General features: G+C 73.3%; 22 protein-coding genes. 12 read left to right on the top strand and 10 right to left on the bottom strand.

Annotated features, from left to right (window positions below):
• On the top strand, positions 1-1,020 hold a 1,020-nt coding region (locus tag AKI01S_RS40480; protein ID WP_157420509.1), incomplete at its 5' end, for an AMP-binding protein.
• A gap of 8 nt (positions 1,021-1,028) precedes the next feature.
• Here AKI01S_RS40480 and AKI01S_RS40475 read toward each other — a convergent pair.
• Entirely contained in the window at positions 1,029-3,089 is a 2,061-nt protein-coding gene (locus AKI01S_RS40475; protein ID WP_067830815.1) for a hypothetical protein, read from the bottom strand.
• 206 nt (positions 3,090-3,295) lie between these two features.
• Between AKI01S_RS40475 and AKI01S_RS40470 the strand changes: the two genes are divergently transcribed.
• The 4 genes from AKI01S_RS40470 to AKI01S_RS40455 are packed head-to-tail and all read left to right on the top strand — an operon-like array spanning position 3,296 to position 7,705.
• The gene (locus AKI01S_RS40470) at positions 3,296-4,786 is read left to right on the top strand and encodes a DUF2079 domain-containing protein (RefSeq protein ID WP_157420508.1); all 1,491 of its coding nucleotides are present in this window, start codon (positions 3,296-3,298) and stop codon (positions 4,784-4,786) included.
• Between the two features lie 30 nt (positions 4,787-4,816).
• Complete coding sequence (locus AKI01S_RS40465; RefSeq protein ID WP_067830812.1) at positions 4,817-5,206, top strand: hypothetical protein; 390 nt, start codon at positions 4,817-4,819, stop codon at positions 5,204-5,206.
• A 54-nt stretch (positions 5,207-5,260) separates the two neighbouring features.
• Positions 5,261-6,733, top strand: a complete 1,473-nt coding sequence (locus AKI01S_RS40460; RefSeq protein ID WP_501162094.1) for an MptA/MptB family glycosyltransferase — start codon at positions 5,261-5,263, stop codon at positions 6,731-6,733.
• A 24-nt stretch (positions 6,734-6,757) separates the two neighbouring features.
• Complete coding sequence (locus tag AKI01S_RS40455) at positions 6,758-7,705, top strand: exonuclease domain-containing protein (RefSeq protein ID WP_157420507.1); 948 nt, start codon at positions 6,758-6,760, stop codon at positions 7,703-7,705.
• Here the strand turns inward: AKI01S_RS40455 and AKI01S_RS40450 are convergent.
• Both AKI01S_RS40450 and AKI01S_RS40445 read right to left on the bottom strand, forming a co-directional pair.
• On the bottom strand, positions 7,695-8,678 hold the full coding sequence (locus AKI01S_RS40450) for a suppressor of fused domain protein (protein WP_067830801.1): 984 nt from the start codon (positions 8,676-8,678) through the stop codon (positions 7,695-7,697). The genes AKI01S_RS40455 and AKI01S_RS40450 overlap by 11 nt on opposite strands.
• 78 nt (positions 8,679-8,756) lie before the next feature.
• Positions 8,757-9,377 carry a restriction endonuclease gene (locus AKI01S_RS40445; RefSeq protein WP_169814098.1) on the bottom strand — a complete coding sequence of 207 codons (621 nt, stop codon included), beginning with the start codon at positions 9,375-9,377 and terminating at the stop codon, positions 8,757-8,759.
• A gap of 207 nt (positions 9,378-9,584) precedes the next feature.
• Here AKI01S_RS40445 and AKI01S_RS40440 point away from each other — a divergent pair, with 207 nt between their 5' ends.
• The gene (locus tag AKI01S_RS40440) at positions 9,585-10,265 is read left to right on the top strand and encodes a L,D-transpeptidase family protein (RefSeq protein ID WP_084000737.1); all 681 of its coding nucleotides are present in this window, start codon (positions 9,585-9,587) and stop codon (positions 10,263-10,265) included.
• 185 nt (positions 10,266-10,450) lie between these two features.
• Here the strand turns inward: AKI01S_RS40440 and AKI01S_RS40435 are convergent, their stop codons facing one another.
• Positions 10,451-11,203 (bottom strand): AAA family ATPase, encoded by a 753-nt coding sequence (locus tag AKI01S_RS40435; RefSeq protein ID WP_245681985.1) that lies wholly within the window; start codon positions 11,201-11,203, stop codon positions 10,451-10,453.
• 69 nt (positions 11,204-11,272) lie between these two features.
• Positions 11,273-11,866: a TetR/AcrR family transcriptional regulator gene (locus tag AKI01S_RS40430; protein ID WP_067830792.1), complete on the bottom strand. Its 594-nt coding sequence runs from the start codon at positions 11,864-11,866 to the stop codon at positions 11,273-11,275.
• A 91-nt stretch (positions 11,867-11,957) separates the two neighbouring features.
• Here AKI01S_RS40430 and AKI01S_RS40425 point away from each other — a divergent pair, with 91 nt between their 5' ends.
• Complete coding sequence (locus tag AKI01S_RS40425; protein ID WP_067830789.1) at positions 11,958-12,530, top strand: dihydrofolate reductase family protein; 573 nt, start codon at positions 11,958-11,960, stop codon at positions 12,528-12,530.
• Between the two features lie 52 nt (positions 12,531-12,582).
• Positions 12,583-13,182 carry a dihydrofolate reductase family protein gene (locus AKI01S_RS40420; protein WP_067830787.1) on the top strand — a complete coding sequence of 200 codons (600 nt, stop codon included), beginning with the start codon at positions 12,583-12,585 and terminating at the stop codon, positions 13,180-13,182.
• Here the strand turns inward: AKI01S_RS40420 and AKI01S_RS40415 are convergent.
• Positions 13,133-14,149 (bottom strand): GlxA family transcriptional regulator, encoded by a 1,017-nt coding sequence (locus AKI01S_RS40415; protein ID WP_067830783.1) that lies wholly within the window; start codon positions 14,147-14,149, stop codon positions 13,133-13,135. The genes AKI01S_RS40420 and AKI01S_RS40415 overlap by 50 nt on opposite strands.
• Before the next feature lie 52 nt (positions 14,150-14,201).
• Between AKI01S_RS40415 and AKI01S_RS40410 the strand changes: the two genes are divergently transcribed.
• Together AKI01S_RS40410 and AKI01S_RS40405 are read left to right on the top strand one after the other, a co-directional pair.
• Complete coding sequence (locus AKI01S_RS40410) at positions 14,202-14,618, top strand: cupin domain-containing protein (RefSeq protein ID WP_067830781.1); 417 nt, start codon at positions 14,202-14,204, stop codon at positions 14,616-14,618.
• Positions 14,619-14,679: 61 nt separating this feature from the next.
• On the top strand, positions 14,680-15,519 hold the full coding sequence (locus AKI01S_RS40405) for an arylamine N-acetyltransferase family protein (protein ID WP_067830779.1): 840 nt from the start codon (positions 14,680-14,682) through the stop codon (positions 15,517-15,519).
• Between the two features lie 22 nt (positions 15,520-15,541).
• Here AKI01S_RS40405 and AKI01S_RS40400 read toward each other — a convergent pair whose 3' ends face one another.
• The 4 genes from AKI01S_RS40400 to AKI01S_RS40385 all read right to left on the bottom strand — a co-directional run bounded on the left by AKI01S_RS40400 (position 15,542) and on the right by AKI01S_RS40385 (position 21,688).
• Positions 15,542-17,155 carry an OmpA family protein gene (locus AKI01S_RS40400; RefSeq protein WP_067830778.1) on the bottom strand — a complete coding sequence of 538 codons (1,614 nt, stop codon included), beginning with the start codon at positions 17,153-17,155 and terminating at the stop codon, positions 15,542-15,544.
• 127 nt (positions 17,156-17,282) lie between these two features.
• Entirely contained in the window at positions 17,283-20,105 is a 2,823-nt protein-coding gene (locus AKI01S_RS40395) for an FAD-binding and (Fe-S)-binding domain-containing protein (protein WP_067830777.1), read from the bottom strand.
• A 228-nt stretch (positions 20,106-20,333) separates the two neighbouring features.
• Positions 20,334-20,549 (bottom strand): DUF397 domain-containing protein, encoded by a 216-nt coding sequence (locus AKI01S_RS40390; RefSeq protein ID WP_084000735.1) that lies wholly within the window; start codon positions 20,547-20,549, stop codon positions 20,334-20,336.
• Between the two features lie 260 nt (positions 20,550-20,809).
• Positions 20,810-21,688 carry a helix-turn-helix domain-containing protein gene (locus AKI01S_RS40385; RefSeq protein ID WP_067830764.1) on the bottom strand — a complete coding sequence of 293 codons (879 nt, stop codon included), beginning with the start codon at positions 21,686-21,688 and terminating at the stop codon, positions 20,810-20,812.
• A gap of 857 nt (positions 21,689-22,545) precedes the next feature.
• Here AKI01S_RS40385 and AKI01S_RS40380 point away from each other — a divergent pair.
• Entirely contained in the window at positions 22,546-23,961 is a 1,416-nt protein-coding gene (locus AKI01S_RS40380; RefSeq protein ID WP_067830763.1) for a cyclic nucleotide-binding domain-containing protein, read from the top strand.
• A 77-nt stretch (positions 23,962-24,038) separates the two neighbouring features.
• A complete protein-coding gene (locus AKI01S_RS40375; RefSeq protein WP_067830762.1) occupies positions 24,039-24,566 on the top strand; it encodes a SigE family RNA polymerase sigma factor in 528 nt (175 codons plus the stop codon).
• The last annotated feature ends 156 nt before the right edge of the window (positions 24,567-24,722 follow it).

Raw genomic sequence — 24,722 nt, 5'->3', positions numbered from 1 at the left:
GTCCCGATCCCCCTGCGCTCCATGGCGTCGATGCGGATGTACGTCGAGTACGCCCTCGGGTGCGAGCCCGACGACGTGTACTGGAACGCCGCCGACCCCGGCTGGGCGTACGGCCTGTACTTCGCGGTCATCACCCCGTTGATCATGGGGCGGACCAGCCTGCTGCTGCGCGCCCCGTTCTCCCCCGAGCTGACCTGGCGGGCGCTGGAGCGGTTCGGGGTCACGAACTTCTCGGCCGCCCCGACCGTCTACCGCGCCCTGCGCAACTCCGGGACCGTCCCGGCGGGGCTGCGGCTGCGCCGCTGCTCCTCGGCGGGCGAGCCGCTGACGCCCGACGTGGTCGAGTGGGCGGAGCGGGTCCTTGGCCTACCGGTCCTGGACCACTACGGCCAGACCGAGTCCAGCATGATCGTCGCGAACGCCTGGCACCCCGACCTGCGCGGCGAGACCCGGCCCGGCTCGATGGGCCGCCCGCTGCCCGGCTTCGCCGTCGAGGTGCTGGACGCCGAGCGCGACGAGCCCGCCGCGCCCGGCGAACGCGGCCGGGTCGCGGTGGACCGGACGGCGAGCCCGCTGTTCTGGTTCACCGGCTACCGGGACGCCCCCGAGCGCACCGCCGAGCGGTTCTCCGCCGACGGCCGCTGGTATCTCACCGGCGACCTGGCCTCCCGCGACGCGGACGGCTACCTGTACTTCGGCTCCCGCGACGACGACGTGATCCTGATGGCGGGGTACCGGATCGGGCCGTTCGAGGTGGAGTCGGTGCTGACCCGCCACGAGGCGGTGGCGGAGGCGGCGGTCGTCGGCGTCCCGGACGAGCTGCGCGGCGAGGTCCTGGTCGCCCACATCGTGCCGCGCGACGGCGTCGAGCCCGACGACGCCCTGGTCGCCGAGCTCCAGCGGCTCGTCAAGAGGGAGCTGGCCGCGCACGCCTACCCGCGCCGGGTGACGTTCGTGCCGGAGCTGCCGAAGACCCCCAGCGGCAAGGTCCAGCGGTACCTGCTGCGCCGGCGGGGCTGACCGGCCGGTCAGGGGGAGGGCTCGGCCAGCCAGACGTCGACGTTGTAGGTCCAGGTGCCGTGCGGCGGGCTGACCAGGGTGTGGCCGTCCTGCCGCGCGCGCAGCCTCAGCGCGTGGCGGGGCCGGCCGTAGGGCGCGACGTCGTCGGGTTTCGCGCCCAGCACGACGGGCGTCCGGCCCGCCGCGCGGATCCGGCCGATGATCCGCCGCACGTCGTCGGGCCGGGCCCCCGCCACGGTGCGGGCGGCCGGCCGGCCGCACATGCCCCGCACGACCTGGCTGAACCGTTCGCCGGTGAGCTTGTCCACGATCACCACGGACCGCCTCCCGTCGCCGATCTGGCGGCACAGCCCCGCCACGCCCGCGACCGAGCCGCGTTCGACGGGCGGGTAGAACGACGGGATCGCCATCCCCAGCGCCGGGACCGCCAGCACCGTCACGGCGCCGACCGCCGCCGCGCGGGTGGCGCGCGGCCCGTGCCCGTTGCGCCGGTAGGCCCGCACCGCCCGGGCCGTCGCCCACAGCGCGATCAGCAGCAGGCCGGGGATCACGACCGGCAGGAAGCGCCGCGATGCCCACGGCTGATCGGGGGTGATGCCCGGCCGCCACAGCGTCGTCACCGACGTCCAGGCGACCACCGCCAGCGGCAGCAGCCACTGCGGGTCGCGGCCGCGCAGCAGCCGCCGCGCCAGCAGCGCCGACCCGATCGTCGCGGCGAGCAGCGCGGGCACGCCGGCGTACCAGGCCACCCAGATCAGCGAGTTCTCGTAGTACTGGCGCGCGCCGTCGACCGGCAGCTTCTCGAACCGCTGGAGGAACTCGATGTAGGCGGCGGTGTCCTTGTCCGGCTGCGTCACCGGCACCCGCACGACCGTCTGGACCAGCGGCCGCACCGCGAACCCGACCGTCACCAGGACGGTCAGCACGGCCGCCGCCGTCGGGAACGGCGGTCGCGCCAGCCGCCCGGCCGCGCGCAGCAGCACCGGGCCGGTCCGCCGGTTCCGCAGCGCCAGGACCAGCGCCGCCGTGAGCACCACGGTCGCCGCGCTGATCATCAGGAGGGGGTCGAGGGAGTCGCTCAGGTACTCCAGGTAGGGCCGCGACAGCACGAACCCCTCGGCCAGCCCGGCGCCCGCGCCCAGCAGCAGCCCGCCGCCCAGCGCGTACCCGACCCGCCGGGAGAACGGCGTCGGCACGCCCCACGCCACCCCGGTCACCGTCAGCAGCCCGGCGAACGCCAGCACCGGCAGCACGTCGCGCAGCCCGTCGATCCGCACCAGCACGATCAGCCCGAGCGCCAGGCCCGCCAGGAACGCCCGGCCGCGCGCCGCCGCGACGTCGGCGTTCCGCGCGTCGTGCAGCAGCGACAGCCCGCCGAGGAACAGCAGCAGCGCGACCAGCTCGCTGTAGCTGGACCGCGCGGCCCACAGCATCGGCAGCGTCACCGCCAGCAGCAGCGCCGCCGCCGGGGCCCAGCGGGGCCCGACCAGCCGCGCCGCCAGCCCGCCGAACGCCACCACCGCGCACGCGCCCAGCACCGGCGCGACCGCCAGCAGCCCGGTCATCCCGCCCAGCCAGTGGCCCAGCGCCAGCACCATCGGCAGGCCCGCCATGAACTGCGGGACGATCGACTCGCCCCGCTGGTAGAACGCCGGGCTGCCGTAGGTCAGCGCCGGGTCGCCGCCGCCGAACGCCGCCCGGTCCTGCGGGATCGGCAGCGACCCGTGCTCGCTCAGCCAGACCGCGAACTGCACGTAGGAGGCCGGATCGCGGCGCGGCACGATCTGCTCGGAGACCAGCGCCAGCTCGACGACCAGGAACACCAGCCCGACCGCCAGCACCCCCGCGGTCGCCCAGCGGGGCGTCCCCACCGGCTCGCGCGCGGCCGGCCCGGGGCGTTCCCGCAGACCGAGCCAGAGCGCCCCGGCGGCCAGCGGCAGGAACAGCCCGATCACCGGCAGCGGCCGGAACCATCCGGCCATCAGCAGCGGCAGGGACACCGCCAACCACGCGACGATCAGCAACGCCGGCGCGACGCTGATGCGCGTGAGCACTCGCCCGGCGCCCATCGGTCCTTCTCCCCTGGTGGTTACGGCATCGGTCCGGCGCGTGCGGCCGGGGTTCCGAGCGTATAGGGCCCGGAACGGTGCCAGTGCGCCTCCGGCACACGGTCCGCGGCCGCGCCCCGCCGTCGCGGCGGTGCGGGAAGGCGATCCGTGTTTGTACCCTCATACGGATTCCCAGGCGCCGGAGAGACGGGACAGTGGACGGTCAGGTGAGCGGAGACGAGACGGCGGTCGCCGAGGGCCCGCCCGCGGCCTCCCCCGGCGGCGGGGCCGCCGCGCCGGGGCGTCCCGGTCCCGGGGACCGCCCGCACGCCCGGCTGCCCGCGGTGTTCGCCGCCCTCTTCGCGGCGCTGTACTGCGTCCACTCGCTGATGCGGCACGCCCTCCTCCGCAGCACCGGCTACGACCTGGGGATCTTCGAGCAGGCGGTGCGCGGCTACGCGGAGTTCCGCGCGCCGATCGTGCCGCTGAAGGAGCCGGGCTTCCACCTGCTCGGCGACCACTTCCACCCGTGGCTGGCGGCGCTCGGGCCGCTGTACCGGCTGTGGCCGGACGCCCGGCTGCTGCTGGTCGTGCAGGCCGTGCTGATCGCGGTGTCGGTGGTCCCGGTCGGCCGGCTGGCGATCGACCGGCTGGGCGTGCGGTCCGGCGTCGCCGTGATGGTCGCCTACGGGCTGTCGTTCGGGTTGCAGGGCGCGGTCGCGTTCGACTTCCACGAGATCGCGCTGGCGGTGCCGCTGCTGGCGTTCGCGATGGTCGCGCTGGTGGAGGAGCGCTGGCGGGCCGCCGCGCTGTGGACGCTGCCGGTCCTGCTGGTCAAGGAGGACATGGGCCTGGTCGTCGCGGCGGTCGGGGCCTACCTGCTGCTGCGCCGCCGGTGGCGGCTGGGCGCGGCGATGCTCGGCGGCGGGTTCGCGGCCATCGCGGTGATCGTCCTGGTGCTGATCCCGCTGTGGAACCCGAAGGGCTACGCCTACTTCGGCAGCGTGTCGGGCGGCGGCATGGTCCACGGCTCCCCCGGGGCGGGCGGCGACCTGCTGGGAACTCTGCTCGGCTTCCCCGCCAGCCTCGTCGAGCACCCGCAGAAGCTGTGGCTGCTGTGGATGCTGGGCGTGGTGACGGCTTTCGCGGCGCTGCGCTCGCCGATCACGCTGATCGCGCTGCCGTTGGTCGGCTACCGGCTGGTCTCCACGATCCCCCTGCACTGGAGCACCGAACGCGTCCACTACAACGCGATCCTCATGCCGATCCTGTTCGTGGCGCTGGTCGACGCCGTGGTCCGGATGCGGGGCGGCGCGCGCCGCCCCGTGCGGACGTACGCGCGGTTCGCCGTCCCCGCGGCGCTGGCAATCTCGCTGGTGAGCCTGCCGGGGACCGAGTTCGGCAAGATGTTCTCGCCGTCGTTCTGGACGACGACCCCGCACGTCACCGCGGCCCGCCAGGTGCTGGCCATGGTCCCCGACGACGCCCGGGTCGCCGCCTCCAACTTCCTGGCCCCCCAGCTCACCGGCCGCGCCGAGGTGGTGCTGTTCCCCAACGTCACCCGGGCCCCCATGGACTGGGTGGTCGTGGACACCAGGCGCCCCTCGGTGGTGCCGGTGCCCCCCGACCAGATCCCCGCCGCCATCGCCGCGCTGCCCGGCCAGGGCTTCCGCCTGGTGGCCGACCGCGACGGCGTCCAGCTCTGGCACCGCCGCTGAGAACCCCCGCACGACCCCGAGGAGTCCGCCATGCTCGCCATCACCCTTGAGAACGTGCGCGTCTTCCTGCACGTCCTGGCCGCGACGATCTGGGTGGGCGGCCAGCTCACCCTGGGCGCGCTGGTTCCCGCGCTGCGCGGATACGAGGGCGTCACCAAGGTCGCCGCCAACCGCTTCAACCTGGTCGCCTGGCCCGCGTTCGGCGTCCTGCTGCTGACCGGCATCTGGAACATGCAGGCCGCCGGGTTCTCTGGCCCCGCCGCGATGACGCTCAACGTCAAGCTGGGCTTCGTGGTGCTGTCGGGCGTCTCGGCGTTCCTGCACGCCCAGGCCAGGACCCCGAAGGGCCTGGCGATCTGGGGCGCGCTGGGGCTGGTCGGCGCGCTGGCGGCGCTGTTCTTCGGCGTCCAGCTCGGCTAGCCGGGCCCCGGGGGCGCCGTCCCGCCACCTGATCACGCTGGTTAGTTTGGGGGTGTGCGGGGACTCGGGGGATGGTTTCGGTGGTTCGGGGACGGCGGGTCACGGTGGGGCGGCGCGGGACTGGCCGTGATCGGCGCGGCCGTGCTCGCGATGGCCCTCGTCTGCGTCCAGGGGCCGTCCTACGCGGTCCCGAAGACCGGGGGCTGGCGCTGGCTGGACCTCCGCCCCTCCGCCCTGACGACCCTGCTGCTGTGCTGGGCGGTGATGGCGTTCGGCGCGACGGGCGTGTACCTGGCCCTGCGCGGGCTGCGCCTGGGCTGGCGGCCCTCCCCGACCCGGCTGCTGGTCGCCGGGCTGGTCGTCACGGGGGTGCTGGCCGTCCTGCCGGTGGCGGGCTCCACCGACCTGCTGAGCTACGCCCTGTACGGACGTGAGGCGGTGCTCGGCCTCGACCCGGCCGTCGCCGTCCCGCAACAACTGATCGACGCGCATGACCCGGTGGCCCGCTTCGCGCCGCGCGCCTGGCGGAAGACACCATCGGTCTACGGCCCGCTGGCCAACGGCCTGTTCTGGCTGGTGGCGCTGCTCGGCGGCGCCTCCATGGCCGCGATCACCTTCCTGCTCAAACTGGTGATGGCGGCGGCCTTCGCCGGAACGGCCCTGGTCCTGGACCGGATCACGGCCGCCGACCCCGACCGCCGCCGCCGCGTCCACCTGCTGTGGACGCTGAACCCCCTCATGCTGTGGGCCGGGGTGGTCAGCGCCCACGTGGACGTCCTGGCCGCGCTCCTGATGGCGGCGGGCCTGCTGGCGTTCCACCTGCGCGACCGCGCGCCCGTCCCGTTGCTCCTGCTGACGGGGGCGCTGCTGGGCGCGGCGGCGGCGGTGAAGGCCCCGTTCGCCCTGGCGGGCCTGGCCCTGGCCTGGACCCAGCGCCGATCCCTCCGCGCCCTGGCGGCCCTGGCCCTGGGAGCCGTGGCGGCGATCGTCCCGGCCTACCTGCTGGCGGGGCAGGCGACGTTGCAGGTGATGTTCACGAAGCTGGACGGCATCTCCCCCATCAGCCCGTGGCGCTGGCCGGTGAAATGGGCCGCCGACGCCTCCTGGACCGTGACCCACGAGACCCTGGGCTGGACGGCGACGGCCCTCCTGTTCGTCCTGCTGGCCTGGCGCGCCCCGAAGGCCCACGAGGACTTCCCGGAGATCCGCCCCCTGTTCGTCCTGTGCGCGGCATGGCTGCTGGCCTCGCCGCTGCAACGCCCGTGGTACGACGCCATGCTCTTCCCGCTCCTGGCCCTGATGCCGGCCAGCCGCCTGGACGCCCTCCTGCTGTTCCGCAACGCCGCCGCCGAATCGGGCCAGATCCCGGGCGTGGTCCCCTACCGCCACTGGCCCCTGAAGAACTTCGGCGTCTACACCTACTGGTACGTGTCCGGAGCGATGCTGGCCTTCCTGGCCACCATCGCAGCAGCCCTACCCCTCCCCACCCACCGAACCAACGGGAACGGCACGGCCCGGCGTCGGTGAGGTGGGGGTTTGGGGATTTGGTGAATGGTCTTGGGGCTCGTGGTTAACGTGGCTGGTATGTGGCCGGCGGATTCGGGTGGAGATGACCTCGGGTGGGCTTGTGTCGATGTCGAGACGACCGGGTTGGACTCGTTGGCGGATCGGGTGCTGGCGGTCGGTGTCGTCGTGCTCGGGGCCGGGGGCGAGTTCGAGGGTGAGTTCAGTTCGCTGGTGAATCCGGGGGTCGATCCGGGGCCCGTCGAGGTGCACGGGATCACCGTGGAGCGGCTTTCGGGGGCTCCGTTGTTCTCGGAGGTGGCCGGGGAGGTCGCGCGGTTGCTCCGGGGGCGGGTGATGGTCGCCCACAACGCCGAGTTCGACTACGAGTTCCTCGCCGCCGAGTTCGCGCGGGCCGGGGTCGAGCTTCCCGTCGAACGGTGGCTGTGCACGCTGTCGCTGAACCGGCGGATCCGGCCGCCGGTCGGGGATCTGCAGTTGGGGACGCTCGCCGCGCACTACGGGGCCGAGCACCGGCGGGCGCACGACGCGTTGGAGGACGCCCGGGCGCTGGCGGGGGTGCTGCGGGGGTCGCTGGCGGCGGCGGATCAGGGCGGGGTCGCGTTGCCGCTGGTCAGTTGCCGGGCGCGGCGGGCGCGCAGGCCGCCCAGCATCCCCAAGACCCCGTGCCCCTACCGGAGCCCGGGGCGGATGGACGAGGGCGGGCCGCTCGTCCAGGGGATGAAGGTCGCCATCACCGGGGAGACCGTCATGCCCCGGGAGAAGCTGGTCGAGCGGGCCGTCGCGGTGGGGCTGAACGTCATGGGGTCCGTCAGCCGCAACACGAGCGTGCTCGTCACCAACGACCGGGGGCTGGAGACCGCCAAGGCGCGCCGGGCCGCGGAGGAGGGCGTTCCGGTCGTGGACGAGGGCACGTTCCTGCGGTTGCTGGACGACGTGCGGCCCGGCGTGCCCGCCGAGTCGGTCAGGGCGTGACCGTCACCCGCAGGCCCGGCAGGTCGGGGACGGTGTAGTCGCCGGGGGCCGGGTCCAGGGCGGCGGCCAGGGTCTCGCTGGCCGTGCCGGGAAGCGCGATCTCCAGGGCTCCGCCGGACTCCCGGTAGGAGAACGCGGGGCCGGGGACGAACACCACGTCGCGGGGCGTGTCGCCGGTCAGGGTCAGCCGCCGGCCGTGCGGGATGCGGGCGGGCAGGACGCGGGCCAGCTGCGGGACGTGCTGGGCGCCGAACTCCAGGCGGAGGCCGTCGCCGGTGGCGTCGGCCTCCAGGTGGTGGAAGAACAGGTAGCCCGTTCCCGAGCCCTCGCGGCGGGAGCCCTCGCGCAGCGTCCCGGCCACCTCCGGGTGGTCGGCCAGGGAGGCGCGGTCCATGTCGGTGACGAGGACGGGCAGGTGGGGCTCCAGGGCGCTGATCAGGCCGCGCACGTGCCAGGACTGGGCCGCCTGGATCTCGTCGGAGGTGAGGCCGACGAACTGGAGGAACGTGACGCGGCCCCGCTCGGTCTCGACCTCGCCGAGTTCGGGGTCGGGGACGAACGCCCCGGCGCGGACGCGGGAGCCGGGGCGGTCCGGGTCGATCGGGTGCGGGTACTCGATGTAGTGGCCGGCGGCGAAGTCGTTGCCGCTGCGGGAGACGTAGGCGGCCAGGCCCTCCAGGGCGGCCAGCGCCCAGTCGGGGGCCTCGGTCTCGGCGGCGGCGCGCGGGACGCGGAGGGTGAACTCGTAGCCGCGCTCCTCGAACGGGGCCGTCAGCGCGTAGCCGATCATGTGCCAGTGCGGCACGGGCTCGGCGCGGCGGTAGATCGCCATCGAGTTCGTCACGAACTGGCCCACCGGCATCGGGCCCACCGGCCGGTAGGGAACGGGGGCGTGCCACTCGAGGCGCTCGACGTCCGGATAGCGCTGTCTGAGCAGCGCGTCGATGGCGTCCCAGCCCTCGTGGTTCATCATGGTCGCTCTGACCTCCTGTGTGGCGGGGTGCTGCGACCCTAGTGCCGCCGGTCGCCCGCCGTCGCGGAGCGGCCGGGATCAGGGCAGGGAGATCGGGGTGCCGGTCAGCCAGCGGGCCAGATGGGGGCGGTCGACCAGCAGCAGGCCGCACAGGGCCGCCTCCTCGGCGGCCTGGCGGGTGAAGCCGCTGGAGGCGACGAAGACGCCCCGGTGGCCGTCGTAGGTGGCGTTCAGCGCGCCGATGAAGTTGCGGACCTCGGGGGCGCCGATCGGCTTCGACCAGCGTTTGCACTGGACGGCCACCGGCTTGCGGTCGGGGTCGCGGGCGGTGATGTCGACGCCCCGGTCGCCGGCCCCGCCGAGGACGCGGACGTCGGTGAAGCCGTCGCGGCGGAGCAGTTCGGCGATGTGCTCCTCGAACTGCGTCCCGGTCATCCGGTCGACGACCTCCAGCCGGCTGTTGGCCGCGAAGATCGCGTGGCGCTCCCGTTCGGCGAGCCGGGCCAGGTGGTAGCTGCATCCGATGATCGCCGCCAGGCCGAGGACCAGGCAGAGCGCGGTCAGGACGGGGTGGGCCGCCACGGTCCGGCCGAACACGGCCGTCGTCAGGACGCCGGCCCCGGTGGCGATCAGAGCGAGCTTGACCGTCGAGGGCGGTCGTTTCCGCCGCGGCGGCGGGTAGCCGGGATAACGCTGCATGGGCACCTCCGGCGACATGGAGTCCACCAAGGGTGACACCTCGTGGTGATCGTTGGTCAGGGCGAGGCTGGTTCCGGACAGAGCCGGAGGCGGACGCGCGCGTGAACCTTCCCCGTGGGGCCGGAGTCGGAAAAGATGTCGGTGTCACCCCTGTGGTCTTTGAGGATCCCCCTGTCCCGCGGAACGGAGCGTCGCTCGCGTATGCGCATGAAGTTGGCCGGTCTGGCCGTCCTGGTGTCATCCCTGTCCGCGTCGCTGGTCGCCGCCCCCGCGGCGGAGGCCGCGGCGAAGCCCACGCTGCGTTACGGAGCCAAGGGCAAGTACGTCAAGTACGTGCAGGAGCGGCTGCGCGCGCTGCACTACGCTCCCGGCAAGGCCGACGGGAAGTACGGCACGGACCTGCGGTTCGCGGTGCTGGCGTTCCAGAAGGTCAACGGGCTCGCGCCGAACGGGACCGTCGGCAAGCGCACGTGGGCGGCGCTCGCCAGGCCGAAGGCGCCGGCGCGGATCGTCTCCGGGGGCGCGGCGAACCGGGTGGAGATCTCCAAGAAGCGGCAGCTCGTCGTGGTCTACAAGGGCGGCCGGGTCCAGCTGATCACGCACACCTCGACCGGCAGCGGCAAGCGGTACTGCCACCAGGGCAGGTGCGAGGTGGCCCGGACGCCGTCGGGGAACTTCCGCGTCTACCGGAAGATCAACGGCTGGCGGCACGCGCCGCTGGGCGACCTGTACAAGCCGGTCTACTTCTACCGGGGGTACGCGCTGCACGGCTCGCCGAGCGTCCCGCTGTACCCGGCCTCGCACGGGTGCGCGCGGCTGCCGATGCGGCACACGGCGGACCTGGTGTTCCGGATCGTGCCCATCGGGACCGCCGTCTACGTGCGCTGACGGGCGGGGTCGTACGCCCGCCGCGTCCGTGTGTGCCGGTCACCCGGGGGTCGTCGGAAGGCTCCGGCTCGGTGTGCACGGACGCGGCGGGCGTTCTCAGTACGGAGTGATTACTCTCCGCGACCATCTCATTACCTTGACCGGTGATCGTTAACCCTGGTCGGGGGTTTTTCCGCCGGAAGTTTTCAGAGGACGCGGCGCAGGTACGCGTCCGGGGCGCTCAGGAAGCGGCGGTGGTGGTCCACGAGGTCCAGCTCGTCCCAGCCGACCCGGCGGGCGCCGTGCGGGCCGATCTCGACGATGTCGGCGCCGGGGGTGGCGGCCAGGACCGGCGAGTGGGTCGCGCAGATGACCTGGGCGCCGGACCCGCCGAGCTCGTGCATGAGGGAGACCAGGCCGAGGGAGGCGGTGAACGACAGCGCGGACTCCGGCTCGTCGAGGAGGTAGAGGCCGGGTTCGCGGAGCATCGCCTCGAAGATGGTCAGGAACCCCTCGCCGTGGCTCTGGGTCAGCACGTCCTCCGTCCAGTAGCCGGGCAGGCCGGAGACCTTCTCCGCCAGTTCGAGGGCGGTCTCGGCGCGCAGGAAGAACCCCTTGCGGCGGTTGCGGGGGCCGCCGAGCATCCGGGCCCCGCGGACGGTCAGGTCGGTGTGCAGGACCTCGCCGAGCGGGGTGCGGGGGGTGGTGCCGGCGTACTTGCGGCCCGCGCGGCCTCCCCGGGAGTCGAGCCCGAACGCGTCGGCGATCGCCTCGACGAGGGTGGACTTGCCCGAGCCGTTCTCCCCGACCAGGAACGTGACGGGGCGGGTGAACTCCAGCCCCTCGCCGAACAGGTCGGCCACGCACGGGACCGTGAACGGCCACCGTGCGCGGTCGGCGGGCGGGACGAGCTCGTCGGGGACACGGACGCGTTCGAGGAACATCGGGGGGCCTGACATGTCGCGTACGGGTGGACCCGATCAGCCTAGGAGCCCCGCCGCCCCGGTCGGGACGGCGGGGGCGCGGTGTCACGAGGGCAGGGCGCGCTCGACGGCGGCGGCGACCAGGGAGTCCAGGCGTTCGGCCGGGAACACCTCGGGAAGGGTCAGGCGCTCCAGGATCAGCCAGTTGAGGGCGAGGTGGAGCAGCTCGACCGTGGTGGTGTCGCCGGGCAGGCCGGAGGCGACGTGGGCGGCGACGTTGGTCTCGATGTCGGCGCGGATGGTCGCGGTGAGGACGTCGCGCAGGCCGGGGCGGCGGGTGGCCTCCAGGCGGAGTTCGAGCAGGGCGAGGTAGCCGGAGCGGTAGTCGGCGACGCGGTGCACGACCGTGCGCATGACCGCGGTGAGGCGCTCGCGGGGCTCGTCGGCGGCCAGGGCCTCGGCGAATCCGGGGACGGCGGCGAGGTCGTCGCCGGGGGCGGGCTGGAGGCGTTCGTAGACGCGGCCGCCCACCTGCATGAGCAGGTCGTCGCGGTTGGCGAAGTAGTTGGAGGCGGTGCCGACGGGGACGTCCGCCTCGGCGTCCACGGCGCGGAACGTCAGCCCGCGCATGCCGTCACGGGCGAGCACCTCGATGGCCGCGTCGACGAGGGCCTGCCGACGTTCCGGGTTCTGCCGCATGGAGCCTCCTGGTTCGGGGGGTTGACACCACTACAAGCAGAGTACTACGTTCAAATCACTTCAAGTGAAGTACTTTGAATGGAGTGATCTCATGCGCGCACTGGTGTACTACGTGGCGGTGACGCTGGACGGCTTCATCGCCGCGCCGGACGGGCGCGCGGACTTCTTCCCGTGGGCCGCCGACATGATGGAGTACTGCAACGAGCGCTTCCCGGAGACGGTGCCGACGGCGTTCCGGGGCCCCGCGGGCCTGGAGAACGTGCCGAACCGGCGCTTCGGCACGGTGCTGATGGGGCGCGGCACCTACGAGGCGGGGCTGGCGACGGGGGCCGCCAGCCCCTACGCCCACCTGCGCCAGTACGTGGTGTCGTCGCGGCTCGGCGGGGCGGCGTCCGACGAGGTGACGGTGGTCGGGGAGGACCCGGTCGCGTTCGTCCGCCACCTCAAGCGGGAGAGCGACCGGGACATCTGGCTGTGCGGCGGCGGCCGCCTGGCCGGGACCCTGCTCGACGAGATCGACGAGCTGGTGGTCAAGCGCTATCCGATCGTGCTCGGCGCGGGGGTCCCGATGGTCGATGGCCCCTTCGGGCCGCGGTCGTTCACCCCGCGGGAGGCCCGTTCCTTCGGCAACGGCGCCACCCTCACGACCTCGGTCGCGGGCTGACGCCCCGGCGCGAGGGCCAGGCAGACGAACGGCACGGAGCAGGGAGGGACGCATGCGAAAGCTCGTTTACCCGATCGGGGTCACCATCGACGGGTACATCGCGGGACCGGACGGGGACCTCGGCTTCTTCCCCATCGACGCGGACGTGGTGACGTTCCTGGCCGAGCGGCACCCGGACACGCTGCCCTCGGCGCTGCGGGAGCGGCTCGGGATCGCGGGGGGACCCCGGCGGTTCGACACCGCCGTGATGGGGCGGGGCGCCTACGAGCCCGGGGTGCGGGCCGGGGTCGGCAGCCCCTACGCGCACCTGCGGCAGTACGTGGTGTCCACGACCCTGGGGGACTCCCCCCACCCGGACGTGCGGGTCGTCGCCGACGACCCGGTGGGGTGGATGCGGCGGCTCAAGGCCGACGGCGGCAAGGACATCTACCTCGTCGGCGGAGGGCGGCTCGCGGGGACGCTGCTCGAAGAGATCGACGAGATCGTGCTGAAGGTGTACCCGGTGGTCGCGGGGAACGGGATCCGGGCGTTCGACGGCCGGTTCTCCCCCGCGGGGTTCCGGCTGGCCGGCGGCGAGACCGTGCGGGGCGGAATGGCCGTGTTCACCTACGTGAGGGACGCTGGGCCCGAGGCCGGGCCGTCCTCTCCGTGAGGCCGAAGCGGTGGCGGTACGCCGACGGGGTGACGCCCATCTCGCGGCGCATCAGGGCGCGCAGGTTGGCGGCGGTGCCCAGCCCGCTGTGCCGGGCGACCGTCTCCATGCGCGCCTCGCCCCGCTCGATCAGGCGGCAGGCCAGCGCGAGGCGCTCCCCGGTGAGCCACGCCAGCGGCGTGGTGCCCAGCTGCGCGCGGAAGCGGCGGTGCAGCGTCGCCGGGCTGACCGCGGCGCGCGCCGCCAGGTCCGCCACCGTCAGCGGCGTGTCCAGCCGTTCCTGCGCCCAGGCCAGGACGGGCGCCAGGGACTCGTCCGGCACGGTGGGCACGGGACGCTCGATGAACTGCCGCTGCCCGCCGTCCCGGTGGGCGGCGAACACCAGCCGCCGGCTGACGGAGTTGGCGACCTCCGCGCCGTGGTCCCGGCGGACGATGTGCAGCCCGAGGTCGAGCGCCGCCGCGCTGCCCGCGGCGGTGAGGATGTCGCCGTCGTCGACGAACAGCACGTCCTGCTCGAACCGGACCTCGGGGAAGCGGGCCCGGAAGGAGCCGGCCCACTGCCAGTGCGCGGTGGCCCGGCGCCCGTCGAGGACGCCGGCCTCGGCGAGCGTGAAGGCGCCGCTGCAGAAGCCGACCAGCCGCGTGCCGCGCGCGTGCGCTTCCCGGATGGCGTCGAGCACGGCCGGGCGGCGGGGCACCTCGACGTCGGGCCGGTTCGGGACGATCAGGGTGTCCGCCGCGGCGACCGCCTCCAGCCCGGCGACCCCCGTGAGCGTGAAGAAGCCGTCCCGCATCAGGATGCCCGGCTCGGGCGAGCAGAGCCGGAAGTCGTACAGGTCGCGGCCGAGCTCGGGCCGGCGCAGGCCGAACACCTCGGTCGCGCAGCCGAGTTCGAAGGGGTTGGAGTTCTCGTCCACGATCACGACGACCCGGTGCCGACCCGCATGCGAGGAATCTTGCGACATATGCGATTCCTAGCACTCACGCGGGGCGGGGCCAACCGGCGAGGATTCCCGCATGAGCAACGATCCCATCGCCCTCGACAGGGCCCTAGCCTCCTTCGACGCGCTGTGGAGCCCGCGCGTCGTCACGCACGTCAACGACTACGACGTGCGCGTCGCCAAGGTGGAGGGCGAGCACGTCTGGCACGCCCACGACGACACCGACGAGTTCTTCCTGGTGCTCGACGGCGAGCTGTTCATCTCCCTGCGCGAGCGGGCCGGGGAACGCACGGTCCGGCTTCCGCGGGGCGCGGTCTTCACCGTGCCGCGGGGCACGGAGCACAGGCCGTACGCGCCGCACGGCGCCGCGATCCTCATGTTCGAGCCCACCGGGACGCCGTCGGTCGGCGACCGCCACGAGGAGATCCCCGACCACGTCGACGCCACGACGGGGCACGCGCTCGGCCCGCTCGGCCCGGGGGACGGGGATTGACCTCGAGCTCGGTCGAGGGGCTAGCGTCGGGGGGACACTGAAGATCGGTTAGGGGGCGGAGATGCCTGACGCGGATCCCTCGCACGGGTGGCACGGAGACGACCTGGACCTGGACGCCTACCTGGAGCGGGTCGGGTTCACGGGTGAGCGGGCGCCGACGCTGGAGACGCTGCGCGGGTTGCAGCGGGCGCACGTGACGTCGGTGCCGTTCGAGACCCTGGAGATCATCCTCGGGCGGCCGATCCCGCTGGACCTCCCCTCGTTGCAGGACAAGCTGGTGCGGAGGCGGCGGGGCGGCTACTGCTACGAGCACACCCCGCTGTTCGCGGCGGTGCTGGAACGGATCGGGTACGGGGTGACCGGGCTGCAGGCGCGGGTCAGCATGGGGGCCGACAAGCTGCGGCCCGCCACCCACGCGTTGCTGCGCGTGACCCTCCCCGGCGACGATCGGGTCTGGCTGTGCGACGTCGGGTTCGGCAGCGGACCGCTGGAGCCGATCGAGCTGGTGGACGGCAACGAGGTGGACTTCGACGGCTGGCGGCTCCGGCTGGAGCGCGGCGCCGGGTACTCGGGCGAGGAGGTGTGGACGCTCCACCAGCGCGAACCGGACGGGTGGATCGACCGGCACCACTTCACGCTGGAGCCCAAGTACCTCGTGGACTACGTCGTGGGAAACCACTACGTGTCCACCAGCACCAGGTCGCCGTTCACCGCCCGGCCGTACGCGCAGAAGTTCACGGCCGAGGCGCTCCACCAGCTCGACGACCTCACGTTGACGGTCACCCGGCCCGACGCGCGCGAGGTGCGCGAGGTGCGGCGGGCGGACGTCCCGGCGCTGCTGGCGGAGACGTTCGGCATCGTGCTGGACGAGGCCGACGCCGCCAAGCTCGCCGCGGAGTGACCTCCGCTGCGAGCGGCGCGGATCACTGGACGGGCACGTTGTGGAACTTCCCGAAGCCACCCGCGTTGAAGGTGACGGACGTGACGTTCGACGGCGGGGCGGGGACGTAGAAGAAGCCGCGGTTGGTGGTGGAGGGCTTCTCCAGGAAGGTGGCCCAGCCGGGGTCCAGGCGGTCGATGTTGCGGCCGCCCTGGGCGTCGGTCGGGGCGCCGATGGAGACGCCCTCGTAGGTGATCCGGCTGGTGGGGTCGGTGACGGTGAACGCGCCGAACTTGCCGACGCCGCCGTCGGAGTAGCCGTCGACGATGTTCAGGTCCCCGGGGCCGAGGTTGGTGATGTCGAAGACCGCCACCAGGTAGGCGCCGTCGCGGTAGAATGGCCTGACGTCGATGCGCCGCTTGGCGGGCCGGCCCCAGAGCTGGAACTCGATGGTGCTGCCGGCCACCTTCCGGCCGTCGGTCGGCCGGAACGCGGCCGGTCGGCCCGGGGCCAGGGCGGGTGAGACCGGCCCCGTGGCGGTGCCGGTCCCGGTCTCGGCCCGCTCCTGCTTGATCTGGTAGGAGATCTCGACGCGGCGGTTCTTGGCGCGGGCCTTCTCGTCGTCGGCGCCGCCCTCCTTGGCGACGGGCAGCTTCTCGCCCTTGCCCTCGGCCCGGTACCGGTAGGCGGTGCCCAGCCGGGCCTGGAGCTCCTTGAGGACGGCGGCGGCGCGCTGCTGGGAGAGCGGCATGTTGTAGGCGGGGGCGCCCTTGCCGTCGGTGTGGCCGGTGATGACGATCGGCGGCCTGGACGGGTCCGCCTCGGCCCGGGTCTGCGCGGCCACGTCGTCCAGGACCGCCTTGGCCCTGGGGGTCAGGGTCGCCTTGTCGAAGTCGAAGAGCACGTCGGCGCGCAGGCCGATGCGCTGCTCGCTCCGGGTGGTGGAGGTCGTCTTCACCTCGCCGGAGGCGACGCCGTACAGGTCGTTCACCCGGTGGGGGGCCTGGCCGTTCTGGGTGTGCACCGGCAGGGCGACGGTGCTGCCGCGCGGCGGGGTGACGGAGGCCTCGGTCACGGGGGCCTCGGGGCCGGTCCCGCCCCTGCCCTCGACCACGGGGACGCCGGTGAACTCGCCCGCCGTGCTGGGGGTGATGAGCGTGACCGCCCGGACGTCCTCGGGCAGCGGCGGGAAGTGCACCACCGTCTCGTAGCGGACGCCGGGGTGGGCGTAGTACGTCCGGGTGACGCTGCCGACCATGCGGCCCTTGCCGCCCTCGTCGACCAGCGGGTGGTAGATCCTGCGGCCGACCGGGTCCACCAGCTTGAAGTGGAGCTCGGCGAACGCCGCGCTCGCCAGGGACGTTCCGAAGGAGAACTGGCTCGGGGAGCCGTTGAGGTTGGTCAGGTGGAGGCGCAGGACCGAACGGTCCGCGTGGCGCTCGACCTGCTTCACCTCGATCCGCGCGTGCGTGCCCAGCATCGCCCGCGCCTCCTTGGTCAGGGGGCCGGAGGGGCGCGGGGCGGGGGCGGAGCCCTTCGGGGAGCCCTTCGCCGGGGAGCTGCCGCCGCCGAGTTCGCAACCGGACAGCAGGGCCGCCGTCAGCGCGAGTCCGGCCGCCGCGCACAGCGCCGGAACGCGTCCTGCCGCTCGTCGCATCTCTCCCTCTCTTTGCCGTCACAGGTGCAAACAAGCCTGCCGCGCACGTCCTGTTCACGACCTCCTGTGGTCGCTCACGCAACTCTAATGTTTGCATATGTGAAGAGCAAGGGGATTCCGGGAAGGTTCACCGACGGAGCGCCAGACGGAGGAGCTGCGCCAGGTGGAGGGGGCGGTGCGCGGTGCCCTGGGCGATCTGGAGCCGGCAGGAGAAGCCGTCGGCATGGGCCAGGGCGGTCGGCGCGGCGTTCAGCCTCGGGTAGAGCTCCCGGTCGGCGCACGCCCGGGAGACCTCCCAGTGGCCCGGCTCGAAGCCGAAGTTCCCGGCCAGGCCGCAGCAGCCCGCGGTGATCACGTCGGCGGCGATCCCGAGGCGTTCCAGGACCTCCCGGTCGGCCGCGGTCGTCCCCTTCGCCTCCTGGTGGCAGTGGAACTGCGTGACGGCCGGAAGGTCCAGCCGTCCGAACGGCCAGCCGTCCCCGGTCAGCACCAGCTCGGCGAGGGTCGTCACGCGGGCCGCCAGGAGCGCGGCGCGAGGGTCGTCCGGGAGGAGTTCGGCGGTCTCCTCGCGGAGCATGACCGTGCAGGACGGCTCCAGGCCGAGCACCGGCAGGCCCGCCTCCAGGGCGGGGGCCAGGGTGTCGAGGGTGCGCCGCAGCACGCGTCGCGCCACCCCGAGCTGGCCGGTGGAGTGCCAGGTCAGGCCGCAGCAGACGGGGCCGGGCGGCAGGACCGCGCGGTGGCCCAGGGCCTCCAGGACCTCGACCGCCGCCCGGCCCACCTCGGGGGTGTGGAAGTTCGTGAACGTGTCCGGCCAGAGGACCACCGGCCGGCCCGCGCGCCGGGGCTGGCGTCCGCGGGTCCAGGCGCGCAGTGTCCGCGGCGCGAAGGAGGGCAGGTCGCGGCGCGGTTCGAGCCCCGCCAGGCGTTTGACCGCGCCCGCCAACGGCCGGGCGGCGAGGGTCCGGTTGACGAGGCCCGCCGTGAACGGGGTCGCCGTGACCAGGCGCGACCACAACGGCAGCCAGCCCATCGCGTAGTGCGCCCGTGGACGCGGACGGCCCTTGTAGTGATGGTGCAGGAACTCCGCCTTGTAGGTCGCCATGTCCACGTTCACCGGGCATTCGGTGGCGCACGCCTTGCAGGACAGGCACAGCTCCAGGGCCTCGCGGACCTCGCTGGAACGCCAGCCTCCCGGCAGCGACTCGCCGCGCAGCATCTCCGCCAGGACGCGTGCCCGGCCCCGGGTCGAGTGCACCTCGTCGCGGGTCGCCTTGAACGACGGGCACATCGCCCCCGCGCGCAGGTCGCGGCACGCGCCGACGCCCACACAGCGGTGGACGGCCGCCGTGAACGAGCCGTTGTCGCGGGTCAGGGCGTGCACGGGCGTCACGGCGAGGGCGTCGCGGCCGGGCCCCGGGCGCAGGTGCGCGTCCAGCGGCGCGGGATCGAGGATGATGCCCGGGTTGAGGCGGTTGTCCGGGTCGAAGACCCGCTTGAACGCGGCGAACGCGTGCAGCGTCCCCGCCGAGTACATGGCGGGCAGCAGCTCGGAACGGGCGCGGCCGTCGCCGTGCTCACCGGAGATCGAGCCGCCGTGGGAGACGACCAGCCGGGCCGCGTCCTCCATGAAACGGCGGTAGACCGCCAGCCCCGGCCGGGTGTCGAGGCCGAAGCTGAGACGCAGGTGCAGGCAGCCCTCGCCGAAGTGGCCGTAGGGAACACCCCGCAGCCCGTGCTCGCGCATCAACGCGTACAGGTCCCGCAGGTAGGCGGACAGGCGCCGCGGCGGAACGGCCGAGTCCTCCCATCCCGCCCACGCCTCGCCGCCGTCCAGCAGCCGGGTCACGATGCCCGCGCCCGCCTCGCGGATCCACCACAGCGCCCGCATGCGGGCGGGGTCGTCCACGACGACCGAGGTCGTGTCCGGAACCCGGGCGCGGACCGCCTCGGCCAGGGTGTGGGCCGCGTCGCGGGCCTCCGCCCCCGTCGCGCCGCCGACCTCGCAGTAGAGCCAGCCCCCGCCGGGCGGCAGGTCCGCGCCCGCGCCGCCCCGGCCCGGCCGCGACCGCAGCGCCGCCAGCAGGTCCGACGCCATCCCCTCGACCGTGAGCGCCCCCGCCGCGGCGACGAACGGCGCCTGCTCGGCCGCGGTGTGGACGTCAGGGAAGCCGAGGACCGCCAGCGCGCGGGCGGCGGGGGCCTCGACCAGCCGAACGGTCGCCTCGGTGACGAAACCGCAGGTCCCCTCGCTGCCGACCAGCGCCTTGGCGACGTCGAACCCGTGCTCGGGGAGCAGATGGTGCAGGCCGTAGCCCGACACCTGGCGGGAGAAGCGCCCCAGCTCGGTGCGCAGCGCCGCCAGGTGCGCGTCGCGCAGCGCGGTCAGGGCGGCGTCGGTGGCCGCGTCCCCGCTGGTGCCCCGGGCGGCGGGCAGCTCGCGGCCGTCGGGGAGCAGCAGGGTGAGGGACTCGACGTTGGCGGCGGTCGTGCCCCAGGCGACGCTGTGCGGGCCGCAGGCGTTGTTGCCCAGCATCCCGCCGAGCGTGCACCGCGAGTGCGTGGACGGGTCCGGCCCGAACGTCAGGCCGTGCCGGGACGCGGCCGCCCGCAGGTCGTCCAGGACCACGCCCGGTTCGACGACGGCGGTGCGGGCGTCCGGGTCGAGCCGGACGATCCGGTTCAGGTGGCGGGAGACGTCCACGACGACGCCGGGGCCCAGCGCGTTGCCCGCGATCGAGGTGCCGCCGCCGCGCGGGGTGACCGGCAGTCCCTCGGCGGCGGCGACCTCCAGGATCCGGACGAGGTCGGCCGGGGTGCGGGGCTCGGCGACCGCGACCGGGACCGTCCGGAACACCGACGCGTCCGAGGAGTAGGCGGCCCGGGCCGTCAGGTCCGTCCGGACGACGCCGGGAAGGGCGGCCGCGAGCCGGCGAGCGTGATCAGGCACGACCCCAGACTAGGACGGCACTTCGGCGCGCCCCGGGGACCGCCCGCCGCGGCGACCGGAAAACGGCGAAACAGGCGCGGGCGGCGACAACCACATCGCGATGCGTTGACGAAAACGGTGTTGACGTCCGCAAACGCGTTCCGTTTCCGGGCCGCGCACCGGAAAGGACGAATCGGAAATGACCGGGGGCACGGGTCCAGGACCCGTGCCCCCGGTGTGGCCCTCCTGTCAGGAGAACGGCTCGGAACGGCTGTCACGAATGCCGCACAGCAACCCCCGCCAGTGCGGCCGATCGAGCGTGAGAACGGGACCCGACGCGTCCTTCGAATCCCTGACCAGAATCAACGCACGCACAGCGGCGATCTCGACACAGTCGCTGCTCTCCGCGCTGTGCGCGCTCTTGCGCCATACGGCACCCGTCCCCCGAAACGAACGATCGACCATCCAGCGACCCTCCATCCACTGCCGGCGGGGTCCGCGACGCCAATCGACCGGGCAGGAGCACCCACCTAGCGCGAGCCGAACAGGGCATGGCAAACCACGACCTTGTGGAAAATTCCCGTTCCCGAGTGTAAACGGTTTGACATCTTCCGCCTATACGGCGGCACAAGATCGAAGGCTTCGGTTATGTGGCCCGCTCGCCTTGGGAGTCCGCTGTGGCCGTCACCTCCGGAAAGGGCATGGGAACACGGGAGCCGGGTCGGTCAGGCCATGAAGTCGTCGGCGGCCCGCCGCAGCAGCGCGATCGACTCCTCGGCCGACAGCGCCTCGTCCAGCAGCGTCTCGAAGTTGTTCCGGTAGTCGACGACCAGCGGGTCGTCGCCGGCGACCGTCACGTCCGCGCCGACGTCGGGACGGCCCTCGATGAACAGGATGTCGCTCAGCCCGCCGTCGAACTCCAGGATCGTGAACGGCCCGTACACGCCGAGGTGCATGCCCGCCGAGAACGGGATGATCCGCACGGTGACCAGGTCGTCGGACTCGGCCCGCTCGGCGATCCGCAGCAGCTGGTTCGGCATGATCGCGGGATCGGTCCGGACGCCGACGTGCCGCCGGATGGCGGCCTCGTCAAGGACGAAGAACTGGCGCGGCGGGTTCTCCCGGGCGGAGAGCTCCTCCTGGCGCTGCATGCGCAGGCGGATGGCCATGCCCCGGGTGGTCGCGTCGACGATGCCGGTGGAGAAGACCTCGGCGTACTCGCGGGTCTGCAGCAGGCCGGGGATCAGCATCGAGGTGAACTGCCGGATGAACGAGGAGCCCGCCTCATAGCCGACGAAGTTGAGGAACGCGTCGCTCAGCACCCCCTTGTAGGAGTTCCACCAGGCGGGTTCGCGGGCGCCGCGGGCGAGGCTCTGGAGGCGTTCCTGACGGCTCTCGTTGGTGACCCCGTAGACCAGCAGCAACGCCTGGAGGTCGGTGCGCGTGATCGAGCTCTTCCCGCCCTCCACCCGGATCACCTTGGAGGTCGACCACTCCAGGGCCTTGGCCACCTGCTCCTGGGTCATGCCCCGCTCTTTGCGGAGCTGGGTCAGCTCGCTGCGCAACAACGCGCTCTGGACGACTGGCCCCTGATCAGTGGTCATCTCATGTCTCACTCTGGGTAGTTGCCGCCATACAGCGGTCTGCCATGTGTCAACCGGCCACCTTCCTCCGTACGTGGCAGCACACCGGTAGGTTCAACGAGCAAGAAGTCTCCCCCGGCAGCCGACACATCTCCCCACGGTAGGAGAAAGGTTCTACTCAACGTTGCAGGACGCCATCTGCTATGGCGCACCTACCACGTTGCCAGGTAGCATAATGACAGTCATCGTAGTAGCACAAGGCAGACTGACGTGTTAAAGTTGGCAGATCATCCTGACGTTGAGTGAGGATTCGGGTCGGCACGTCGGCCGCCGACCGCAGGGACTCCGCGCCGTCCCCCTCGGCGAGGCGCCGCCGGGCAGGAGGTCAATGGAATCGCCGACGCTTTGTCTTTTGTGCGAAAATAAACAGAGCCGCCCCCACTCCCCTTCGATCTCCGGTTTGGCGGCCTGGCGGATCGAAGTGAAGTGAAGGGCGACCCCAGCGGGCCCGCCGGTGCGCCCGCCGGTCGGGAAAGATGCGGTGAAAATTTCGCCGCAAACCCTCTTGACCTGGCGAAACGCTGACGACGGACCCACCCAGTCTAACCGCGATCAAGCGGAAGAGGCTAGTAGGTGGAGCGGCCCTGCGGTGATACATCGGTCCAATCCGTAACAACGAACGATCCGACCGGGGATTGCGCAGAAAGCCGCACGGTGAGACACGGGGTTCTCGACATGAGCAGAATCCAGGAAAAGCCCCCGCCCGTTAACGGTCATCCACCCAAGCCCGTCCAGGGCTGCCCCGTTCCGGGGTCCCCCGCCGCCCGTCCCGTCCCCACCCAGCCCCGACCCGACGAGACCCGAACGGAGGTGCGGGCATGACCTGGCGGACCCACAGCCACGACCCGGACGCCGTCGAGGCGCCCACCCGGTCGGACGGCGGCGCGCCGCGCCTGTCCCTCGCGTCCTCCGGCCCCGCCGACCGCCCCCTGTCCACCTGCGACGCGACCCGGCACGACGCGGCCCGGCGCGGCGCCGTGCAGTACCGGACCTACGGCGACGACCCGGTGCTGTACCCGGTCCGGTCCGAGGTGGCGGGCGGCCCCGCGCTGCCGCCGCCCGGCCCCCCGCCCACGGGCCTGGAGGGGTTCGGCGCCGTTCCGGTGCCGCCCTCGCGGACCCGGTTCTGGCACGCGCTGACCGTGGTCGAGCAGACCGCGTTCGTCGAGGCCGCCGAACGCGTCCGGCTGCCCGTCGGGCACGTGCTGTGGCACGAGGGCGACCGCGCCGACCACCTGCTGGTGATCCTGTCCGGCTGGGTGAAGGTCTCGGTCGGCCGGGACGGCGAGCGGATCGTCGCGCTGCGCGGCCCCGCCGACGTGATCGGCGAACGCGCCACGCTGATGCTGCGGCGGCGGTCGGCCACCGTGGTCGTGCTGGACGAGCTGCTGTGCCTGCGCATGACCACGGCGCGGTTCGCCGCGTTCCTGGAGGCCCACCCCCGCGTGCTGGTCCTGCTGGAGCAGGAGATCTACCAGCGGCTCGTCGAGAACACGGTGTCCCCCTCCCCCCTCGCGGAGTGGGCCGCCTCGCCCCGGGACGCCGCGCCGCCGGCCGCGGCGGGCTGGGACGGCGCGGACGTCCGGCCGCTGGCGGTCCGGCCGCCGTCGGTCGCGCCCGGCCGTCCCACCTGGCGGCGGAGCGGCCGCCCGTCCTGGACCGGGCAGATCTGCTCGGTGCTGTTCACCGACATCGTGGACTTCAGCGGCCCACACCGCCGCGACTCCGACCGGCGGGAGATCCGCCGCGTCATGTACGCGGTGCTGCGCGAGGCGCTGGAGGAGGCAGGCGTGCCGTGGGAGTCGATGCACCGGGAGGACCGGGGCGACGGGGCGCTGCTGGTCGTCCGGCCGGAGTTCCCGCCCCGGATGGTCATCGAGACGACGCTGGCGCGGCTGGCCGCCGGGCTGCGCGACCACAACCGCTGGGCGGGCGAGGCGCGGCGCATCCGGTTGCGGGCGGCGCTGAGCGTCGGGCCGGTGACCTCCGACACCGAGGGCGTCAACGGTTTCACGATCATCCAGGCGGCGCGGCTGCTGGACTCGGCGACGCTGCGCGAGTGGATGCAGCGCACCCAGTCCGACCTGGGGTTCATCACCAGCGAGTACGTCTACGACACGGTCGTCGCCCAGGACTGCGGGGAGGTGAACCCCAAGTGCTTCCAGCCGGTCCGCGAGCGGGTCAAGAAGACCCCCGTGTCCGGTTGGATGCACCTGTCCGAGGCGACACTGTGACGGTGTCGGACTGATTTTTTCGCCACGCGTGCAGCACGGTGGACACCTGGTGTGTCCCTGGATGTGGGAGGTCCACCGTGCCGCAGGCTGATCTCGGGGCGTTCGAGGAGTTCGTCGAACACCGGCTGGCCGCGCTGTTCCGGTACGCGTGCGTGCTGACCGGGGACCGGCACGACGCCGAGGACCTGGTGCAGGAGGCGCTCGCGCGCACCGGCGCGGCCTGGTGGCGGGTGCGGCGCCGGCACGACCCGGAGGGCTATGTCCGCACCGCGATGGTGCGGATCTGGGCCAACCGGCGCCGCCGCCGGGGCCGCGAGCACCTCACCGCCGACCCGCCCGAACGGCCCGTGGAGGACGCCGGGCTGGACCGGGTGACCGGGGACGCCGCGTTCGACGCGGCGCTGGCGGGGCTGCCGCCCCGGATGCGGGCGGTGCTGGTGCTGCGCTACCTCGACCAGCTGCCCGACGCCGAGATCGCGGCGGTGCTCGGCTGCTCGGCCGGGACGGTCCGCAGCCAGGCCGCGCGGGCGCTGGCCAAGCTGCGCGCGGCCGCGGCCCCTCCCCCGCAACGTTCCGGCACGCGCGAGGAGGAGGCTCATGGATGAGATCGAGCGCCGGGTCGCCGAACGGCTGGCCCGGATCGAGGGCGTCCCGCCGCCCGGTCTTCACGGTCAGGTCGTGACGGCCGCGCGGGACCGCCGGAGGAGGCGGCGGCGCGTGGCGCTGCTGGGCGCGGCCGCCGGGGCCGCCGCCGCGGCCCT

Source organism: Actinomadura kijaniata NBRC 14229, assembly GCF_001552175.1.
Lineage (GTDB): Bacteria > Actinomycetota > Actinomycetes > Streptosporangiales > Streptosporangiaceae > Spirillospora > Spirillospora kijaniata.
The sequence above is the reverse complement of the archived record's forward strand: the minus strand, read 5'-3'. Positions and strand labels throughout refer to the sequence as shown.

Excerpts from the sequence above, each read along its gene's own strand:
- AKI01S_RS40410 (WP_067830781.1), top strand. The coding sequence starts at position 14,202 with ATGAGCAACGATCCCATCGCCCTCGACAGGGCCCTAGCCTCCTTCGAC.
- AKI01S_RS40445 (WP_169814098.1), bottom strand. The coding sequence starts at position 9,377 with ATGCAGCGTTATCCCGGCTACCCGCCGCCGCGGCGGAAACGACCGCCC.
- AKI01S_RS40385 (WP_067830764.1), bottom strand. The coding sequence starts at position 21,688 with ATGACCACTGATCAGGGGCCAGTCGTCCAGAGCGCGTTGTTGCGCAGC.
- AKI01S_RS40380 (WP_067830763.1), top strand. The coding sequence starts at position 22,546 with ATGACCTGGCGGACCCACAGCCACGACCCGGACGCCGTCGAGGCGCCC.
- AKI01S_RS40420 (WP_067830787.1), top strand. The coding sequence starts at position 12,583 with ATGCGAAAGCTCGTTTACCCGATCGGGGTCACCATCGACGGGTACATC.
- AKI01S_RS40405 (WP_067830779.1), top strand. The coding sequence starts at position 14,680 with ATGCCTGACGCGGATCCCTCGCACGGGTGGCACGGAGACGACCTGGAC.
- AKI01S_RS40440 (WP_084000737.1), top strand. The coding sequence starts at position 9,585 with ATGAAGTTGGCCGGTCTGGCCGTCCTGGTGTCATCCCTGTCCGCGTCG.
- AKI01S_RS40415 (WP_067830783.1), bottom strand. The coding sequence starts at position 14,149 with ATGTCGCAAGATTCCTCGCATGCGGGTCGGCACCGGGTCGTCGTGATC.
- AKI01S_RS40390 (WP_084000735.1), bottom strand. The coding sequence starts at position 20,549 with ATGGTCGATCGTTCGTTTCGGGGGACGGGTGCCGTATGGCGCAAGAGC.
- AKI01S_RS40450 (WP_067830801.1), bottom strand. The coding sequence starts at position 8,678 with ATGATGAACCACGAGGGCTGGGACGCCATCGACGCGCTGCTCAGACAG.
- AKI01S_RS40430 (WP_067830792.1), bottom strand. The coding sequence starts at position 11,866 with ATGCGGCAGAACCCGGAACGTCGGCAGGCCCTCGTCGACGCGGCCATC.
- AKI01S_RS40425 (WP_067830789.1), top strand. The coding sequence starts at position 11,958 with ATGCGCGCACTGGTGTACTACGTGGCGGTGACGCTGGACGGCTTCATC.
- AKI01S_RS40400 (WP_067830778.1), bottom strand. The coding sequence starts at position 17,155 with ATGCGACGAGCGGCAGGACGCGTTCCGGCGCTGTGCGCGGCGGCCGGA.
- AKI01S_RS40435 (WP_245681985.1), bottom strand. The coding sequence starts at position 11,203 with ATGTCAGGCCCCCCGATGTTCCTCGAACGCGTCCGTGTCCCCGACGAG.
- AKI01S_RS40455 (WP_157420507.1), top strand. The coding sequence starts at position 6,758 with ATGGTCTTGGGGCTCGTGGTTAACGTGGCTGGTATGTGGCCGGCGGAT.
- AKI01S_RS40465 (WP_067830812.1), top strand. The coding sequence starts at position 4,817 with ATGCTCGCCATCACCCTTGAGAACGTGCGCGTCTTCCTGCACGTCCTG.
- AKI01S_RS40475 (WP_067830815.1), bottom strand. The coding sequence starts at position 3,089 with ATGGGCGCCGGGCGAGTGCTCACGCGCATCAGCGTCGCGCCGGCGTTG.